This is a genomic window from Glutamicibacter sp. HZAU, assembly GCF_004100365.1.
Lineage (GTDB): Bacteria > Actinomycetota > Actinomycetes > Actinomycetales > Micrococcaceae > Glutamicibacter > Glutamicibacter nicotianae.
Genome location: NZ_SCKZ01000007.1, coordinates 19786 through 37482, shown reverse-complemented (window position 1 = coordinate 37482; position 17697 = coordinate 19786). Strand labels below are relative to the sequence as shown.

The window sequence follows — 17697 nt, the reverse complement described above, 5'->3', positions numbered from 1 at the left end:
GAGCCTACAGCGCGGCTGCGGCACTGTCATGGGATATTGAGTCGAGCCAGCGCCTGGACAGCGGACAGGCTGTCCTCGCTCAGGCCTTGGCCGCGCAGGTAGTCCTCCGCAGAGCCGAGCCAGTCCAGGAACTTCTCCAATTCGGCGGCGCGGCTGCTGATGATAGCCTCCAGCTCACCGGCAGACTGGTGGGACTCATGGGGGTGCTTGCGCGGCGAGACCCGATGCCATTCATTGATGCCGCGCACCGCCGCTTCGTCCTGCGCCAGGATTTCGTCGCGGAGCCCGGCCAAATCCAGCAGCAGCGTCGCCACTAGGCCCGAGCGGTCCCTCCCGGCGGAGCAGTGGATCACCGCTCCGCTGCGGGTTGCCGCCAGATTCTCGAAGACCGCCACCAGCTGATCCCCGAATTCCTCGCAAACCAGCCGGTACATCCCGGTGTGGTTCATATACGGGACCGCGACCGCTTCGAAACGCTCGTTACCTGGGGATTCCAGCGGGAGATTGATCAGCTCGATACCCCGCATGCTCGGCTCGGCAACCACCGGGTCATGTTCGCGGCGCCTGATCTCGCTCGGGTTGCGCAGGTCGATGATCCGGTCAATGCCGTCATCCTGCAGCTGCCGCCACCCCTGGTCGGTCAGCCACTCGTGCCTGCCCATGCGGTAGAACGCCCCGCAGACATGCCGCGCATTGACGGCTCCGTTCCATTCCAGATCTCCGGCTTGCTTGCGGTAATTCAGGCTTTGGTTCATAGGCCCATTGCAACACATCGCTGGCATGTTGTAGAGTTTTAGTCATTGACAAACGTCAATCAGTCTAGCGAAGGAGGGGTAACGATGATTGCTTTCCGCCTGTACCCGTCACTCCCCACTACTTCCAAGGACTATTTCCAATGCATTACCCCGCTGGCCTCGCGGCCGCACATTCACCACTGATCGATGCCGGCTCCGCAGATGCCGATGAGCAACTGAAATTCAGCAAGCACAAGCCTGTCTGGAACGAATCCGATACCGGTGAACCGGATGACGGCCAACGGTACTCGACGTGGCCATTTATCGAAAAGGGGTTGCGCGGGCCGAAGCCGTATCCGCACTGGCTCATCGAAGACGCCGCCGCTATTGACACGGAGCTGGGAATCCTGAAAACCGGCAAGGAAGGCGATGTCTTCCTGCTGGAACGTGCCACCGAAGATCGCAGCAGCCTTCTGGCCGCAAAGCGCTACCGTTCACGTGAGCAAATGCAGTTCAGCCGTTCCCAGGCCTACAGCGATGGGCGCTCCGCACGACGTTCGCGTGATAACCGCGCCATCCGCAACAACTCCACCTACGGCAAGCAGGTGGCAGCGCTGCAGTGGGCCAACGCCGAATGGACCTACCTGTTGCGCTGCTACGAGGCGGGAATTCCGGTCCCCTATCCGGTGCAAATCGACGGCACCGAAATCCTGATGGAGTTCATCGCCGATCCCGAGGACCACCATGCGGCGGCTCCGAGGTTGCAGCAGCTCTCGCGCTTTGATCCGCGCCTGCCAGCGCTGTGGGACCAGCTCGTCGACGCGTTGGAGAGGTTTGCCGGACTCGGGGTCGCCCACGGCGACCTTTCGGCATACAACCTTCTCGTATCCGGCGAACGCCTGGTGGTGATCGATGTTCCGCAGTGCGTCGATCTCGCCGGCAACCCGAACGGTTTGGACTTCTTGCATCGCGATTGCGTGAATCTTTGCGAGTGGTTCGCTTCCAAGGGACTGCCCAATGACCCGGATGAGTTGTTTTCTTCGTTGCTGAGCCATCTGTTCTGAGCCGGCGCTTGCCGACCACCGGTTTGTACGCCCACTGGGCTCAGACGGGCAGCACCGCACGACGCCAGGTGGTGTTGTCGCCGATGGCAAAAGCCGTACCAGGCCAGGAGTGCGGTGATATCCGGCCCGGCCAGCCGCCGAGCTCGTGAATCAGCGTGCTTGCGCTGAAGGCTCCCATGGCCAGGCAAATGAAGGCGTCGGCCTCTCTGTCCTTTCGCCGCGTGAGCTCGAAGTGGATTCCCATCTGGCGCTGGTCCCGTGCAATGCCTTGATTGGCGCGCATATGGGCTTAGCCGAAAGCACCGTCACGAGCTATCTGGCGCCGGCGGCGCGGAAGCTGGTCGCCACGAATCGCTTCGATGAGGTGCTGCGTGCGCGCCACAGCGGCTTGATCGCCTGAAACACCTGCCGGAACGCGAAAAGGGCTGCATGCGCAGCCCTTTTCATCGATGTCCTACCAGGTATAGAAGCCCTGCCCGGTCTTGCGGCCCAGCTTGCCCTCGGCCACCAAGTCCTTCAGGATCTGCGGCGGAGCGAAGCGCTCCCCCAGCGTCTCATGCAGGTACTCTGCAATGCCCAGCCGCACGTCCAGACCGACAATGTCGGTGGTCTTCAGCGGGCCGGTGGGGTGCTTGTACCCGAGGACCATCGCATTGTCGATGTCTTCGGCGCTGGCGACGCCTTCCTCGACCATGCGCATCGCTTCCAGCGCGATTGCCACGCCCAAGCGGGATGATGCGAAGCCCGGAGCGTCATTAACCACGACCGCGGTCTTGCCCAAGCCTTCAACCCAACCGCGCGATGCACCCACCAGCGCTTGGTCGGTCTGCTTGCCGATCACGACCTCGATCAGGGTGGAAGCCGGGACCGGGTTGAAGAAGTGCAGGCCCAGGAAGTTCTGCGGACGCTGCAATTCCTCGGCCAGTCCGCTGACCGACAGCGACGAGGTGTTGGATGCGAGCACGGCATCGCTGCCCAAGGCCTGCTCCACCGCTTGCAGCGAGGAGACCTTCAGATCCCAGATTTCAGGGACTGCTTCAATCACCAGCTGCGCGCTGGCGAATTGCCCGTAATCGGTACTGGTGGAGAAACGAGCCAGCAGCTCTTCGCGGCTTTCGCTCACCCCGCCGCGGGCGATCGACTTGTCCACTGATGCCGCCACGCGCTCATAGGCGGCCTGCGCCGACTCGCTGTCGCGTTCGACAACAGTCACCGAGCTGCCGCTGATCAGGAACGCGTGGGCGATGCCGGCGCCCATGCGCCCTCCGCCGAGCACGCCCATCTGCTGCGGCAGTGCGCCGGAGGTGAAGCTGGTCTGTGCACTCATGCTTACTTCTTCTTTCGATCTAGGAATGCTTGCATGCGGTCGAATTTTGCCTGGGACTCGAACAGCATGCCCTGAGCCAAGGTGTCGATGACCGGGTGGACTTCGCGGGGAGTATGGAAGACCGACTTGGTGATCCGAACCGCCAGAGGATCCTGGGCTCCGATGCGGTCCGCCAAGGCGTCGGCCGCCGCATCCAGCTCGGCCGCCGGATGCAATTCGGTGACCAGGTTGGCGGCCAGGCACTGCTCGCCGGTGAGCACCTTGCCGGCCAGCAGGATTTCCTTGGCCAGCGGTTCGCCGACCAGCTCCTTCAGCCGCCAGGTGGCGCCGGCCGCGGCCATGATGCCCAGGTTCGTTTCAGGGTTGCCCATGCGCAGCTCGGGGGTGCCGATGCGGAAGTCCGCGGCATAGGCCAGCTCGGCACCGCCGCCCAGTGCGAAGCCGTCGAGGGCTGCAATCACCGGCATCGGCAGCTTGGCGATCCTGTCGAAAATGCCCGAGTTGATCCCGGCGAGCGCGTCATCGCGACGGCGTTCGCGCAGCTGGGCAATATCCGCGCCCGAAGCGAAGATGCCCTTGCGCCCCTTGGGGTTGGCTTCGCTCGGCGCTTCTGCGGGGGTGCCGGCGATGATCAGGATCTTGGGGTTCTTCTCCAGGTAGGCGCAGATGGCGTGCAGCTCGTCGACCATGGCCTGGTCGATGGCGTTGCGCACATCCGGCCGGTGCAGGCGCACCCAGAGCCGGTCATCGGTTTCCGACAGCTTGAGGGTGGTGAATTCGCTGTTCAAATCGCTCATGCCTAGACGCCTTCCAGCAGGATGGCGGTGCCCTGGCCAACGCCCACGCACATGGTGGCGATGCCCAGCTTGCGCTGCTCGGAAGCCAGTTCGCGTTCCATGCGGCCCAGCAGGGTGATGACAATGCGCGAACCGCTGGAACCCAGCGGGTGGCCCAGCGAAATGGCGCCGCCGTCGCGGTTGACGATTGAGGCGTCTACGCCCAGCTCGCGCATGCTGGCCAGGGACTGGCTGGCGAAGGCTTCGTTGATTTCCATGGCACCGATCTGCTCGATGCCCACGCCGGCGCGTTCGAGGACCTTGCGGGTCGCCGGGACCGGGCCCATGCCCATGATCTCCGGTTCCAGGCCCGCGGCCTGCCCGTCGACGATACGTGCGCGCGGGGTCAGGCCATACTTCTTGATGGCGCGTTCGGAGACCACGAGGATCGCCGAAGCGCCGTCGTTCAGCGTCGAGGCGTTGCCGGCGGTGACCACGCTGCCGCCCTTGACTACTGGGCGCAGTCCGGAAAGCACATCCATGGTGGTCCCAGGCCGTGGTCCTTCATCGGTGTCCACGATGGTGTCGCCCTTGCGGCTCTTGACGGTCACGGGAACGATTTCATCGCGGAAGCGCCCAGCTTCGATGGCGGCGATGGCCTTGGCGTGGGATTCGACGGCGAACTGGTCGCAGTCCTCGCGCGAGATGTTGTAGACCCGGGCGACTTCCTCGGCGGTTTCCGGCATGGAGAAGGTGGCCTTGCCATTGCGGGCGTACTCCCCGGAAAGGAATTGCGGGTTGGTGAAGCGCCAGCCGATGGAGGTGTCGAAGGTTGCCCCCGGCTTGGCGAAGGCCTTGGCCGGCTTTTCCATGACCCAGGGAGCCCGCGACATGGATTCGGTGCCGCCGGCGACGACGATGTCGGCGGCACCGGCCTTGATCATGTGGCTGGCCATGGTGATGGCACTCATGCCGGAGGCGCAGAGGCGGTTGACCGTGATGCCCGGAACAGTGATGGGCAAGCCTGCCAGCAGCGCGGCCATGCGGGCCACGTTGCGGTTCTCCTCGCCAGCGCCGTTGGCGTTTCCGTAGATGACTTCATCGATGTCTGCCGGGTCGATGCCTGCGTCGTCGATGACGCGGCGGATCGTCAGCGCAGCCAGGTCGTCCGGGCGCACAGCACTGAGCGCCCCTCCGTAGCGTCCTACCGGCGTGCGTGCTCCACCTACGAGAAATGCCTCGGTCATTTGTGCTCCTTATGCCGAAATGGTTAGTGACCCTCAACACCTAAACTTACCGACCATTCGTTCAATAATAAAGTCGCGGATCGCCGCTTTTTCACAATTGAACATTTTCAGGCCTGCTATTCCACGTGGCCAGCCCACAGGCCAACTACCGTTTTATCCGCGAACCCTCGGAACCAAATCCATGTCAGTGCTTGATCTTGCAGAATGATTCGAATAGCCTCTGGTATTTAACCGACTCCGGGAAACCCTCGGATCGTGGACCGCGGCCAAGGCGATGAATTTCTATCTGGCCCTTGGGCGATCGGTCGACGGAAAGCTGAAAACAACGGAGCAGCAATGCAACCGGAACATAGCCAGCCAAACGACAACTCGAATTCTCATAATTTCACACCCGACCTGGACCACGACATCGGCCCGGACATGAACACGCAGGAAGGCCGGCAAGAAGTTCGCAAGGCCACTGCCGCCTCGGCCATGGGCAACATGACCGAATGGTTCGACTACGGTGTCTACGCCGTAGCCGTCACCTACATCACCGCCCACTTCTTCCCCACCGAGGGCGGCACCTTCATGGCCCTGGCCACCTTCGCCCTCTCCTTCCTGGTCCGCCCGATTGGCGGCCTGGTCTGGGGCCCGCTGGGCGACAAGCTGGGCCGCAAGAAGATCCTGGCCTTGACGATCATCATGATGTCGCTGGCCACCTTCCTCATCGGTGTCCTGCCCACCTATGAAGCCATTGGCGTCGCAGCCCCGATCCTGCTGGTGCTGCTGCGCATGGTCCAGGGCTTCTCCACCGGTGGCGAATACGGCGGCGCGGCAACCTTCATGGCCGAGTACGCGCCGGACCGCAAGCGCGGCTTCTTCGGCTCCTTCCTGGAATTCGGCACCTTGGGCGGCTTCGCCCTCGGTACCGCGGTAATGCTGGCCCTCCAGCTGATGCTCGGCGAAGAGGCCATGATGGCCTATGGCTGGCGCATCCCGTTCTTCCTCGCCTTGCCCATGGGCCTGATCGGCCTGTACCTGCGTAGTAAGCTGGAGGACACCCCGGTCTTCCAGGAGATGGAAGAGGCCGGCGAGGCCCAGCAGGGCGGTTCGCTCAAGGAACTGGTCATGCAGTACTGGCGCCCGATGCTGACCATGTCCGGACTGGTCATCGCGCTGAACGTCGTGAACTACACGCTGCTCAGCTACATGCCGACCTACCTGGAAACCCAGCTGGGGCTGAGCTCCAGCGCATCGCTGGCCACCATCCTGATCGGCGAGGTTGCCATGATGGCGGTCATCCCGTTCGCCGGCTCGCTCTCCGACAAGGTGGGACGCCGTCCGATGTGGTACGCCTCGGTGATCGGACTGTTCGTGCTGGCACTGCCGATGTTCTGGCTGATGGGCCAGTCCTTCGCCTGGGCCATTGTCGGCTTCGCCGTGCTTGGCCTGTTGTACATCCCGCAGCTGGCGACCATCACCGCGACCTTCCCGGCGATGTTCCCCTCGCAGGTGCGCTTCGCGGGCTTCGCGATCACCTACAACATCGCCACCGCCATCTTCGGCGGTACCGCCGCGATGGTCAACGAAGCGGCAATCGATTCCACCGGCTTCCTGCTCTTCCCTGCGATCTACATGATGGCAGCCTGCGTCATCGGCGCGATCGCCATCAAGTTCATGCCGGAGACCGCCGGCGCCTCGCTGCGCGGCACGGAAATCCCCGACGCCCTGGACACCGGCATCCTGGCCACGGTGCAACAGGACGAAACCCGGACGTCCTGAGCCAGCGCAACAGCAAAGGGGGCGCATCTGCAGTGCAGATGCGCCCCCTTGGTGCTTGGTGCCGAAAGCCCGGCGGCTAGAAGTCGATGCTCGACCGGGCGTGCCTGCGGGCGAACCGCCAGCCGACCCACAGCAGCACCGCGAACAGCGGAATCGCGGCGATCGTGTACAGCCCTACCGGGAATACCTCGCCGTTCTCCCCGGTCAGCGTATCGAAGGAAATCAGGACGGTGATCACCAGCAGGGAAATCAAGCCGATCCAGCCGGTAATGGGCGAACCCGGCATGGGCAGCGAGGACACCGCGCCCTTTTTCTTGCGCAGCATCAGCTGGCATCCGAAAATCGAGGCCCAGGTGAACAGCACACCAATGGATGCGGTGTTCAAGGCAAGGTCGAAGGCGAAGGAATCGCCAAGCCAGATGTTCAGGATGACTCCGGCAAGATAGACCACGCCCACGGTGATGATGCCGGCTGAAGGCACAAAGTGCTTGTTCATCCTGGAAAGCCACTGCGGGGCATGCCCGTTGCCGCTCATGGTGCGCAGGATGCGGCCGATGGAGTACAAGCCCGAATTGCAGGAGGACAGCGCGGCGGTAATCACCACCAGGTTCATGACGCTTCCCACCCAGCCCAGGCCCATCTTCTCGAAGACCGTGACAAATGGGCTGACCCCGGATTCATACTCGTTCCAGGGCAGCACCATGGCCAGCAGGGACACGCTGCCGACATAGAAGACCAGGATGCGGACGACCACGGCGCGGATTGCCGAAGGAACTTCCTTTTCCGGGTGCTCCATCTCGCCGGCGGCAATGCCGACCAGTTCAATGGCGTTGTAGGCGAAGATCACCGAATTCAGGACCAGGATGCTTACGAAGAAGCCGCGCGGGAACATGCCGCCCTCGCCGTTCTCATCGCCGATAAACAGGTTGGCCACCGATGCGGTGTGCTCTCCGACCTGGGCGTTGGTCACCACCATGTAGGTGCCCACGGCCAGGAACAGCAGGATCGCGGCAACCTTGATGCAGGCCGCCCAGAACTCGAACTCCGCGAACGCCTTGGCGCTGAAGAGGTTGATGGCCACCAGCAACAGCAACGCGCAGAATGCGGACACAGTGACCGGGACATTCGGGAAGAAGTACTGGAAGTACAGGCCGATGGCGATCAATTCGGCGATGCCAGTCATGATCCAATTCAGCACGTACATCCATCCGGAGACGAAGGCGCCCTTCGGGCCGAAGAGCTCAGCGGCGTAGGAGACGAAGGAGCCTGAGGTCTGGCGGTACATGATCAATTCACCCAGGGCCCGCATCAGCAGGTAGGCCAGCGCACCGGCCACCAGATAGGACAGCACCAGTGCCGGCCCGGTCGAGGCCAGCCGCCCGCCGGACCCCATGAACAGCCCCACGCCGATGGCTCCGCCGATCGCGATCATCTGGACGTGGCGGCGGCTCAGGGATTTCTTGTAGCCCTCGGCACTGATTTCCGGGGCTGCCGGGGGATGCTGGGCAGATGGCATAGATGAACTCCTGACCTACGGAAGCGTTGAATGGATCCGTGCAAAATCGTGAAATGAATCCGGTGCGTCACTGGGTGGTCCAAGGCTTCGAGGCGGGGATTCCGTGCGCAACCGCGAGTCGGGCCGTGAAGAGTCTACTCCCCCTTTCTTAGAGTTCGGGACGAAACCGACTAGCATTCATAGGGTGAGTAGCCTGAATAATTCCGCATTGCCCGAGAAGGTCTCCGATGTCTTCGATCCAACGCGCTGGCGCGTGGTCGAGGGATTCGACTTCACCGACATCACCTACCATCGCCAGGTTGAGCGAACCGCTGATGGCAGCATCGTGCGCGACCTTCCCACCGTGCGCATCGCCTTCGACCGCCCCGAGGTGCGCAACGCCTTTCGCCCGCACACCGTGGACGAGCTGTACCGCGCCATGGACCATGCGCGCATGACCAGCGATGTGGCCACTGTGCTGCTGACCGGCAACGGACCATCGGAGAAGGACGGCGGGCACGCTTTCTGCTCCGGCGGCGACCAGCGCATCCGCGGCCGCGACGGCTACCGCTATGCCGAGGGCGAGACCCGCGAGTCCATCGACCCGGCACGTGCCGGACGCCTGCACATCCTGGAGGTCCAGCGCCTGATGCGCACCATGCCAAAGGTTGTGGTGTGCGTCGTCAACGGCTGGGCTGCCGGCGGCGGGCACTCGCTGCACGTTGTCTCGGATTTGACCATCGCCTCGAAGCAGAACGGCAAGTTCAAGCAGACCGATGCCACCGTCGGCTCCTTCGATGCCGGGTACGGTTCGGCTCTGCTCGCCCGCCAGGTCGGGCAGAAGACGGCCCGCGAAATCTTCTTCCTCGCCCGCGAGTACTCGGCCGATGACATGGTCCGCATGGGTGCGGTCAACGAGTCGGTGGATCACGAACGCCTCGAAGAGGTGGCGTTGGAGTATGCAGCCGATATCGCGCGCCAGTCCCCGCAGGCCATCCGCATGCTGAAGTTCGCTTTCAACCTGGCCGACGATGGCCTGGCCGGACAGCAGGTCTTCGCAGGCGAGGCCACCCGCATGGCCTACATGACCGACGAAGCAGTGGAGGGGCGCGACGCGTTCCTGGGCAAGCGCGACCCGGATTGGTCCAGCTACCCCTACTACTTCTAATCCAGCGCGGAGGAACGAGGACCGGATATGGACGCACAACTCGCTGAACTGCTCGCGGCCCTGGCCAAGGCGGCCAATGACGAGGGCCCGGCCGTTGAGGTGCTGCTCGATGAGCGCAGCCCGAACGGCTGGCGCATCGAGTACCTGGCCCCAACGGACCTGCCGGGTTTCGAGCAGCCCATGGCGGTAGTGCGGACCTCCGGTTCCACCGGCCGGGCCAAGCGCACGGTGCTCAGCGTTTCGGCGTTGGCATCCAGCGCGCAGGCCACGGCCGAGTTCCTCGGCTTCGAAGGCCAGTGGCTATTGGCCTTGCCGGTGCACTACGTGGCGGGCCTGAGCGTGTTGACCCGTTCCTTATTCGCCGGCACCAAGCCAGTGGCCATGGACACCAAGGGCAGCTTCTCGGCCACGGCTTTCACCGAAGCGGCCAATCAAATGGTCGAGTCACGCCGGATCACTTCGCTGGTGCCGACCCAGCTGGCCCGGCTGCTGGACAACCCGGCTCCGGAAACCCTGCAGGCGCTGAAGCGCTTCGATGCCATCCTCCTGGGCGGGGCACGAGCCAGCCGGGATCTGCTGACCCGCGCACGGCATCTCGGGCTGAAGATTTTCCAGACCTACGGCTCCTCGGAAACCTCCGGCGGCCTGGTCTACAACGGCACCGCGCTTCCCGGCGTGCAGCTGGCCGAGCATGAGGGACGCATCTGGGTTTCCGGCCCGATGCTGGCCGACGGATACGCCCACGCCCCCGAAGCCACGGCCGAGCACTTCGTTGAACGAGATGGTGCGCGCTGGTATGTCACCGATGACCTGGGCACCGTTGACGGACAGCGCTTGAAGATCATCGGACGCATCGACGACGTGATCAATTCCGGGGGCATCAAGCTTTCGGCATCGAAGATCGAAGGGCTGCTGGAGGAATTCTTCACGCAGGCAATCGTGGTTCCGGTGCCCGATGCGCAATGGGGCCAAAGCGTGGGACTGGCATATTCGGGGCCGACCAGCACCGCCGACGCCTTTGACGCGGTGCGCCGGACGCTGGGCAAGGAAGCTGTGCCCAAGCACGTGCGCCACTACCCCAACGGCTTGCCGCAGCTGCCCAACGGCAAGTTCAATCGCCGGTTGCTCATCGAGGAACTGGGCATTCGCGACTAGCCTCAATTCGCCTTGCACGGCTAATCGCGGGAAACTAGAGGGTACGAGTTTTCACTTGCCCTGAAAGGACAGGAAGTGGCCACACTTTCCCAGTGGGTTTCCGGTGCGCGCCTGCGCACCTTGCCCATCGTCATTGCCCCGGTCGTCATCGGCACCGCGGCCGCGCTCGGCGAAACCGGAACCATTCACTGGTTCCGTTTCATCTTGGCTCTGCTCGTGGGCCTGCTGCTCCAGGTGGGAGTGAACTACTCCAACGACTATTCGGATGGCATCCGCGGCACCGATGACGAACGCGTCGGCCCGCTGCGCCTGACCGGTTCCAAGCTCACCGAGCCGAAGAACGTGCGCAATGCCGCTTTCGGCTGCTTCGGTCTGGCCGCCGTCATCGGCCTGGTTCTGGTCATCCTTTCCTCGGCCTGGCCGCTGCTGCTGGTCGGCGTTGCCGCGATCTTCGCCGCCTGGGGCTACACCGGCGGCAAGAACCCCTACGGCTACCGCGGCCTGGGCGATATCTACGTCTTCATCTTCTTCGGCCTGGTTGCCACCCTGGGCACCACTTTCACCCAGATCAACCAGCTGACCATGGCTTCGCTGTGGGGTGCCATCGGCACCGGGCTGATTGGCTGCGCCCTGCTGATGGCCAATAACGTGCGCGACATTCCAACCGACAAAGAGGTGGGGAAGATTACCTTGGCGGTACGCCTTGGCGAACACAACGCCCGCCTGAGCTATGTGCTGATGCTGGCGATAGCCATCCTGCTGCCATTGCTGGCCACCGGCGACTTCCCGTGGATGTGGCTGATCCTGATTACCTTCATTCCCGCGGCAGCGCCATCGTTGCTGATGCTTCGCGAACAGCGGCTTCCCAAACTGGTGCTAGTGCTCAAGCAGACCGGCATTGTGAATATGGTCTACGCGGTGCTTTTCGCCCTGGCGATCGCCATCGAGGTTCTGGCCTAGGTTCCAGTAGTGACTGCATAAGACGATGGGCTGGCCGGATCATGCGATCCGGCCAGCCCATCTCGTTAATTGCCGTGCCGGCCAGGGTGGTTGGCTGGGCCTTGCAGTTCTTGATTGACCTGCGTAGCGGGAACTACTCGGCGTGAGGCGCCTGCTTGCGCTGCGATTCGTCGAATTCATCCTCGACAGCTTCGTCGTCCAGCTGCTTCTTGGTCTTGTTGGCCGAGGTCTTGTTGAAGGCGTTGCGGATATCTTCGTTCGCCCGTAGACGAAGTTTGTTGAAGAAAAGGTAGGCCACCGCGAAGGCCACGATGAGGCCAATAATTCCAGAAACGAAGATTGGCCACCTCAGACCCCACCAGAGGCCCAGGAAAACGGCGAGGAATACGCCTAGGCGGATAACGGTATATTTCACGAACTGCATAGTCTCAAGTCTACCGATGAACCTGTGAACAGGATTATCACTAGAATGGAAGCATGGTCCGCTTTTTAATTTTCGCCGCAGTGGTTTCGGTTGCTTTGACGATTTTCACCCTGATCGAATGCGCTCGTGCAGAACGCAGCCGCATCCGGTCATTGCCTAAGCCTGCGTGGTTCGCGGTCATCATCCTGCTTCCGCTCCTCGGAGCCGGTTTGTGGTTCCTCCTGGGGCGCCCTGCAGCATCTCATGATGCCCCGGCGCAGAAGTCCATGGCTCCGGACGATGACGAGGATTTCCTGCGCCAGCTGGAGATCTGGCGCCGCCAGCAGCAGCGTGAAGCCGACTTGAAGGCGCGTGAGCAAGACCTCACCAAACGCGAGGATGCGCAGAAGGCCGACGACGCGAAACCAGCCAAGCCGGAGGCCAAGGAGCCAAAGCCCAGCGCGGAGCACAAGAACAACCCAGAAGGCTCAGACAGCGCTTCGCCTGACTCCGAGTAGCCCTCTCGACCTGCCGGGGTTCCCGGCAACCAGCCCAGCACGCCTAGCCAGCGCAGCTGGGCTTTATTTGTGCCCTGGAGCCCCGGGCAACCGGGTGGCTGGATTATGCCCCGGACCGCTTCTCCGGGCTCCGGACGGGCTCAATGGGCCACTTGCAGGCTACTTGCGCCTCAGCTGGACACAGCGCCCTGCACTGCGCGGTTAAAACGCTGCGAGCGGCCTCCCATGAAAGGGAAACCGCTCGCAGTGCAGATTTCTTTTGGGTCTAGACTCCGGCGTAGGAGTGCAGGCCGTCGAAGAAGATGTTCACGATGGTGAAGTTGAAGACCACGCACAGGAAGCCGATGATGGACAACCAGGCCGAGCGTGGACCCGTCCAACCGCCGGTGGCGCGTGCGTGAAGGTAGCCTGCGTAGACCACCCAGATCACGAAGGACCAGACTTCCTTTGGATCCCAACCCCAGTAACGGCCCCAGGCGGCTTCAGCCCAGATCGCTCCGGCGATCACGGTGAAGGTCCACATCACGAAGGCGATGGTGTTGATGCGGTAGGCGAAGTTCTCCAGTGCGCCGGCGCCCGGCACCACGCGCATGAAGGGCAACTTGTCCTTCTGGCCAGCGGCCAGGCGGTTCATGCGGGCATGCTGGATCAGCTGCAGCACGTTCATGGCGAAGCTGATGGCGAACAGCGCCGAAGCCAGCACCGCGATGGAAACGTGGATGACGATCCATGGCGACTGCAAAGCGGGAACGAGGTGGCCCACCGGTGTGGGGAAGCCGATGGTGGCACCGCACAGCATCAAGGTCACCAGGCCGGAAATGAAGGATCCCATGAAGCGCAGGTCCTTGAAGATCAGCACCAGCAGGTACACCAGGGCCACCAGGAAAGCACCGGTCGACAGGAACTCGTACATGTTGCCCCACGGCACGCGGTGCGCTGCCATTGCCCGGGAAACCACTGCGCCGCCGTGCAGGACCGCTGCCAGCCACATCAGCACCACGGCAATGCGGGCCATCGGACGCTTGGATGACAGCTGGGTGTATTCCATCTTGTCGGTCACGATGTGCTCGCCGACGTTATCGGCACGCGCGGCGGCGCCCCTGCGGGCACGGGCCTTGGTGCCCACCGCGGCACTGCCGGCGCTGACCAGCAGTTCCTCGTCGCGCTTGAGCGCCTGGGAATCCATTTCGCTGATGGACTTGTTGGTTTTTGCCAGGTCCAAGGCGAAAATGATGAAGACGACCCCATAGACCATGGCGGCCAGCAGCATGAACAGCTGGCTGTATTCACCCAGCGTTTCATTAATAGGCGCTAATGCCCCTGCGTTATCCATTTACGGCTCCTTGGTTCTGCTCCTGGCTTGCCAATGGCCAAGCCTTGTCAAAGATCTTTTGTAGTTCTGCGGCTTCGCGTTCCAGACGCGGATCCTCGCCACGTGCCAGCAATGCGTATTCGATACTACGCTTGCCGTCCTCATTCTTCAGCTTCACCCAAACGCGGCGACGCGGGGTGAACAGCGAGATCGACAAGCCGATCAACGCCAGAGCCGAGGAGATGCCGATCGGCAGCTTGCCCGGGTCGTGGTTCACATCCAATGCCACATAGCGCTTGAGGTCGTCAAACGTGATCGAGCCCTTGCCGTCGGGCAGCTCGTAGGTTTGCCCGGCTTCGAGGATGATGCCGCCGGCATCCAGATCACGGCTGTTCAGCGGCTCCATCTTGTCGGTGTCCAGCACGAACACGTTCTGCGGGTTGCCGTCATCCAGTCCGAGATCGCCGAAGTACGAGTTCAGGTGCAGCTGCGGGTTGATGGCGTTGGGGTCGCCGGAAATGCCGAAGCCGTTCTCGTCCACCAGCGCGGTGGGCAGCAGGAAGCCTTGGAAGCCCAGCTGCGAAGGTTCTGCGTCCGGCACCTTCAGCACGAACATCGAGGTGTAGACCGAGTCCTGCGGGATGGAGACCGCCGGGCCGGAGTAGGCGACGTTGCCGTTGCCGTCCTTGACGGTAATCACCGGGGCGTAGCCGTTGCCGACCAGGTAGACGTCGGCGCCCTTGATGCGCAGCGGGTGGTTGACCTTCAGCTCCTGCTTCACAGGCTCCGCGTCTGCCGATTCGCGCACCTGCACGTGGGCGGTGAAGTCCAGCGGCTGGCCGAAGTGGGATTCTGATTCGCGGTCGAAGACAATATCGAACTGGTCCAGGGTCACCGCGTAGCCCGGGAGGTTATCGGCGTTGAAGTTCGTGCCAGGGGTGAAGGAATCATAGGCGACCAGCGAGTTCACGAAGGTTTCCCCTTCGACGACGACGCGCTGTCCGGTGTAGCCCAGGGAGCCGCCGATCGCCGCGGAAGCAAGGACGCCCACCAGCGAGATGTGGAAGAGCAGGTTGCCGATTTCGCGGGTGTACCCGCGCTCGGCGGCCACCGAGGCACCGATGGCATCCTCGCGGCGCTCGACGCGGTAGCCGCGCTTCTTCAGGATCCTGAACGCATCATCGATGACCTGCTGGTCGTCGGGCGTATCGGCTTCGCCTTCGAGAATTTCATGCGTGCTGTACTGGGGCAGGCGGTCCAGGCGCGCAGGGGTCCGCGGTGGCGGGGTGCGCAAGGCCTTGGCGTGCTTCTTCACACGCGGGAGGATGCAGCCGATCAGCGAGATGAACAGCAGGATGTAGATCGCGGAGAACCACACCGAGGAGTACACGTCGAACATCTGGAAGCGGTCCAGCCAGGGGCCGGCGGTGGTGTGCTGATCCAGGTACTGGGCGACAGATTCGGGGTTGGCATCGCGCTGCGGGAAAATAGAACCCGGCACGGCAGCGACAGCGAGCAGCAGCAGCAGGAACAGTGCTGTGGGCATCGATGTCAGCTGGGTCCAGATCCAGCGCATGGAACCCACGAATCCCAAGGCAGGCGCGTCGCCGGTTCCCTTGGACTTCCGTTGTTGTTTCGCCATTAAATTGGCAACCTCACTTCATTGGCAAACCAGTTTTGCAGTTCTGCTACCCATGTTCCCCAAAGCCCCGTCACCATGACCAGGCCCAAGGCAATGAGCAGTCCCCCGCCCAAACGCATGATGAGAACTTGGTGCTTGCGGAAAAACGCCAACGCCTGCATGCCGCGCTGCAGCCCCATTGCGATAAGGATGAAGGGCAGGCCCAATCCGAGGCAATAGAACACGGTCAGCAAGGTTCCGCGGCCCACGTTCGCGTCCACTCCGGTGGACATGATCAATACCGCGCTCAACGTCGGGCCGATGCACGGCGCCCAGCCCAGCCCGAAGGTCAGCCCCAGCACCGGGGCGCCCCACAAGCCGGCAGGCGGTTTCTTATGGATCTTGCGATCCCGCTGCATCCAGGAGAATCCGCCCATGAAGACGACGCCCATGAAGACCACGACCAACCCCAGCGCCTGGGTGACCCAGGACCCGTTGAACCGCAGCCACGCGGACGCCTGGCTGAAGAGCACGCCGGCGGCAATGAAGACCACGGAGAATCCCAGGACAAAGAGCAGCACGCCGGAGACGATCCGGCCGCGGCGGTGGTCCTTCAAATCTGCGCCGGTCAAACCGGTGACGTAGCCGAGATAGCCCGGCACAAGCGGGAGGACGCAAGGCGAGAGGAAGGAGACCAACCCAGCCAGCAGGGCCACGGGTGCGGCCAGGAGCAACGACCCGTCCAGGACGATGTCGGCAAAGGGATTAGAGGTCACTGATCAGCTCACAACTCTTCGGTCAGAGCGGTGCTGATCAATGATTTGAGGGTCCCCGGCTCCACGGCACCGATTACGCGGGCACGGACACGGCCCTTGCGGTCCAGCACCAGCGTGGATGGCACGGCTTGCAGCGGCACGTACTTGGTCATCGCCAGCTGGATCTCCCCGGTCGTATCCTGCACAGACTCGTAGGGAATATCGAAGGTGCGTTCAAAGGCCTTCGCGGCTTCGGCTTCGTCGCGTACGTTGACGCCGATGAATTCGACCTTCTCGCCGAACTCTTCGGCAATTTCCTTCAGATCCGGCGCTTCGATGCGGCACGGAGCGCAGGCGGCGTACCAGAAGTTCATGACTACCGGCTTGCCCTGCCACTGCGTGAAGTCGATGTCCGTGCCATGGTACGTTGTGGCCTTGATGGCCACCGGTTCGCTGCGCTTGGAGACTTCGTATTCTTCCACTGCACCGTCGCCGGCAATGTAGTTCTTGCCGTCGCCGCTGTTCGCTTGCGCGGTCAGCGCATCTTCGTTGCCGCTGCAGGCAGCCAGCGGCACCACAGCGGCGGCAACCATCAGCGAACGCAGCATGGTACGGCGGCTCAACGGGCGAGGATTAGGCACGGGATCAGTCATTTTGCTTTAGGCTCCAGGGATATTCGCCGCGCCGGCAAGCAGCTCGGGGCACGGTTCGGTGTAACGCACGGAGACCAAATCGTCTCCCTCAAAATCAAAGCTTGTGATGGATGCCAGCGTGCACTCTCGCTGGCGTGGATCGTGCCACAGACGCTTCTTCTCGGCGGCTCGACGCGTCACCCAGATCGGCAACTGGTGGCTGACGATGATGACCTCGGAGCCTTCGCCGTGATCGGCGACCGCTGCCTTGCGATGCTCGTCCATGGCCTGGCGCATGCGGGCTACCTGTTCGACGTAGGCTTCGCCCCATGAAGGCTTCAGCGGGTTGACCAGCAGCGGCCAATACTTCGGCTGGCGCAGGTGCTCGGCGACCTTGGACAGGCCTTCGAGCTTGTTGCCCGCTTCAATCACCCGTTCGTCGGTGTGGATCTGCAGGTCCAAGGCCTTCGAAGTCGGCGCGGCAGTCTGCTGGGCACGCAAGAGCGGGGAGGCTACCAACCGGACCACATTGCCGCCGTCTGCCTGGCGCTTGGCAAAATATTCGCCTGCCGCATCGGCCATCTGGAATCCCAATTCCGAGAGCCCGAAGCCGGGGATCCTGCCGTAGAGCATACGGTCAGGGTTGAAAACTTCCCCATGGCGCAACAAATGGACAGTCGATAAAGGCATGTTTCCAGTGTCTCAAATAATCGATGCAAATTAGCCATATTGTGGCCACCGTCAACTATTCACAGGACACGCATTG

Annotated in this window: 18 protein-coding genes; 7 read left to right on the top strand and 11 right to left on the bottom strand. The window is 62.7% G+C overall.

Going from position 1 to position 17697, the window contains the following annotated elements; genetic code table 11:
* Positions 1-26 precede the first annotated feature (26 nt).
* The gene (locus EKH49_RS12120; RefSeq protein WP_223308760.1) at positions 27-755 is read right to left on the bottom strand and encodes a tyrosine-protein phosphatase; all 729 of its coding nucleotides are present in this window, start codon (positions 753-755) and stop codon (positions 27-29) included.
* Positions 756-895: 140 nt separating this feature from the next.
* On the opposite strand from EKH49_RS12120, the gene EKH49_RS12115 reads away from it, so the two are divergent.
* A complete protein-coding gene (locus EKH49_RS12115) occupies positions 896-1798 on the top strand; it encodes a serine protein kinase RIO (protein ID WP_128471059.1) in 903 nt (300 codons plus the stop codon).
* Positions 1799-1943: 145 nt separating this feature from the next.
* A complete protein-coding gene (locus EKH49_RS12110; RefSeq protein ID WP_128471058.1) occupies positions 1944-2198 on the top strand; it encodes a LuxR C-terminal-related transcriptional regulator in 255 nt (84 codons plus the stop codon).
* Between the two features lie 54 nt (positions 2199-2252).
* On the opposite strand, the gene EKH49_RS12105 is transcribed toward EKH49_RS12110, so the two are convergent.
* Genes EKH49_RS12105 through EKH49_RS12095 form a run of 3 tightly spaced genes read right to left on the bottom strand, consistent with a single transcriptional unit; the run spans position 2253 to position 5148 of the window.
* Positions 2253-3125, bottom strand: a complete 873-nt coding sequence (locus EKH49_RS12105; RefSeq protein ID WP_038992296.1) for a 3-hydroxyacyl-CoA dehydrogenase family protein — start codon at positions 3123-3125, stop codon at positions 2253-2255.
* Positions 3126-3127: 2 nt separating this feature from the next.
* Entirely contained in the window at positions 3128-3922 is a 795-nt protein-coding gene (locus EKH49_RS12100) for an enoyl-CoA hydratase/isomerase family protein (RefSeq protein ID WP_128471057.1), read from the bottom strand.
* Positions 3923-3924: 2 nt separating this feature from the next.
* Complete coding sequence (locus EKH49_RS12095) at positions 3925-5148, bottom strand: thiolase family protein (protein ID WP_128471056.1); 1224 nt, start codon at positions 5146-5148, stop codon at positions 3925-3927.
* Between the two features lie 336 nt (positions 5149-5484).
* Here EKH49_RS12095 and EKH49_RS12090 point away from each other — a divergent pair, with 336 nt between their 5' ends.
* The gene (locus EKH49_RS12090; RefSeq protein ID WP_201739610.1) at positions 5485-6912 is read left to right on the top strand and encodes an MFS transporter; all 1428 of its coding nucleotides are present in this window, start codon (positions 5485-5487) and stop codon (positions 6910-6912) included.
* Positions 6913-6988: 76 nt separating this feature from the next.
* Here EKH49_RS12090 and EKH49_RS12085 read toward each other — a convergent pair whose 3' ends face one another.
* Complete coding sequence (locus tag EKH49_RS12085; protein ID WP_128471055.1) at positions 6989-8428, bottom strand: amino acid permease; 1440 nt, start codon at positions 8426-8428, stop codon at positions 6989-6991.
* 184 nt (positions 8429-8612) lie between these two features.
* Here EKH49_RS12085 and EKH49_RS12080 point away from each other — a divergent pair, with 184 nt between their 5' ends.
* From EKH49_RS12080 to EKH49_RS12070, 3 genes are all read left to right on the top strand, one after another.
* Positions 8613-9575 carry a 1,4-dihydroxy-2-naphthoyl-CoA synthase gene (locus EKH49_RS12080; RefSeq protein ID WP_201739609.1) on the top strand — a complete coding sequence of 321 codons (963 nt, stop codon included), beginning with the start codon at positions 8613-8615 and terminating at the stop codon, positions 9573-9575.
* 27 nt (positions 9576-9602) lie between these two features.
* Positions 9603-10730 (top strand): AMP-binding protein, encoded by a 1128-nt coding sequence (locus tag EKH49_RS12075; RefSeq protein ID WP_128471054.1) that lies wholly within the window; start codon positions 9603-9605, stop codon positions 10728-10730.
* Between the two features lie 75 nt (positions 10731-10805).
* Positions 10806-11690, top strand: coding sequence for a 1,4-dihydroxy-2-naphthoate polyprenyltransferase (locus EKH49_RS12070; RefSeq protein ID WP_128471053.1), 885 nt, complete (start codon positions 10806-10808; stop codon positions 11688-11690).
* Positions 11691-11823: 133 nt separating this feature from the next.
* Here EKH49_RS12070 and EKH49_RS12065 read toward each other — a convergent pair whose 3' ends face one another.
* Positions 11824-12114, bottom strand: coding sequence for a DUF4229 domain-containing protein (locus EKH49_RS12065; RefSeq protein ID WP_128471052.1), 291 nt, complete (start codon positions 12112-12114; stop codon positions 11824-11826).
* Positions 12115-12167: 53 nt separating this feature from the next.
* On the opposite strand from EKH49_RS12065, the gene EKH49_RS12060 reads away from it, so the two are divergent.
* On the top strand, positions 12168-12611 hold the full coding sequence (locus EKH49_RS12060) for a PLD nuclease N-terminal domain-containing protein (RefSeq protein WP_128471051.1): 444 nt from the start codon (positions 12168-12170) through the stop codon (positions 12609-12611).
* 265 nt (positions 12612-12876) lie between these two features.
* Here the strand turns inward: EKH49_RS12060 and ccsB are convergent, their stop codons facing one another.
* The 5 genes from ccsB to EKH49_RS12035 are packed head-to-tail and all read right to left on the bottom strand — an operon-like array spanning position 12877 to position 17621.
* The gene (gene ccsB / locus EKH49_RS12055) at positions 12877-13944 is read right to left on the bottom strand and encodes a c-type cytochrome biogenesis protein CcsB (RefSeq protein WP_128471050.1); all 1068 of its coding nucleotides are present in this window, start codon (positions 13942-13944) and stop codon (positions 12877-12879) included.
* Positions 13937-15565: a cytochrome c biogenesis protein ResB gene (resB, locus tag EKH49_RS12050; RefSeq protein ID WP_128471049.1), complete on the bottom strand. Its 1629-nt coding sequence runs from the start codon at positions 15563-15565 to the stop codon at positions 13937-13939. Before resB ends, ccsB begins: the two co-directional genes overlap by 8 nt.
* On the bottom strand, positions 15565-16320 hold the full coding sequence (locus tag EKH49_RS12045; RefSeq protein WP_128471048.1) for a cytochrome c biogenesis CcdA family protein: 756 nt from the start codon (positions 16318-16320) through the stop codon (positions 15565-15567). Before EKH49_RS12045 ends, resB begins: the two co-directional genes overlap by 1 nt.
* 8 nt (positions 16321-16328) lie before the next feature.
* Positions 16329-16952, bottom strand: coding sequence for a TlpA family protein disulfide reductase (locus tag EKH49_RS12040; protein WP_128471047.1), 624 nt, complete (start codon positions 16950-16952; stop codon positions 16329-16331).
* A gap of 6 nt (positions 16953-16958) precedes the next feature.
* Complete coding sequence (locus tag EKH49_RS12035; protein ID WP_128471046.1) at positions 16959-17621, bottom strand: histidine phosphatase family protein; 663 nt, start codon at positions 17619-17621, stop codon at positions 16959-16961.
* Positions 17622-17697: the final 76 nt, after the last annotated feature.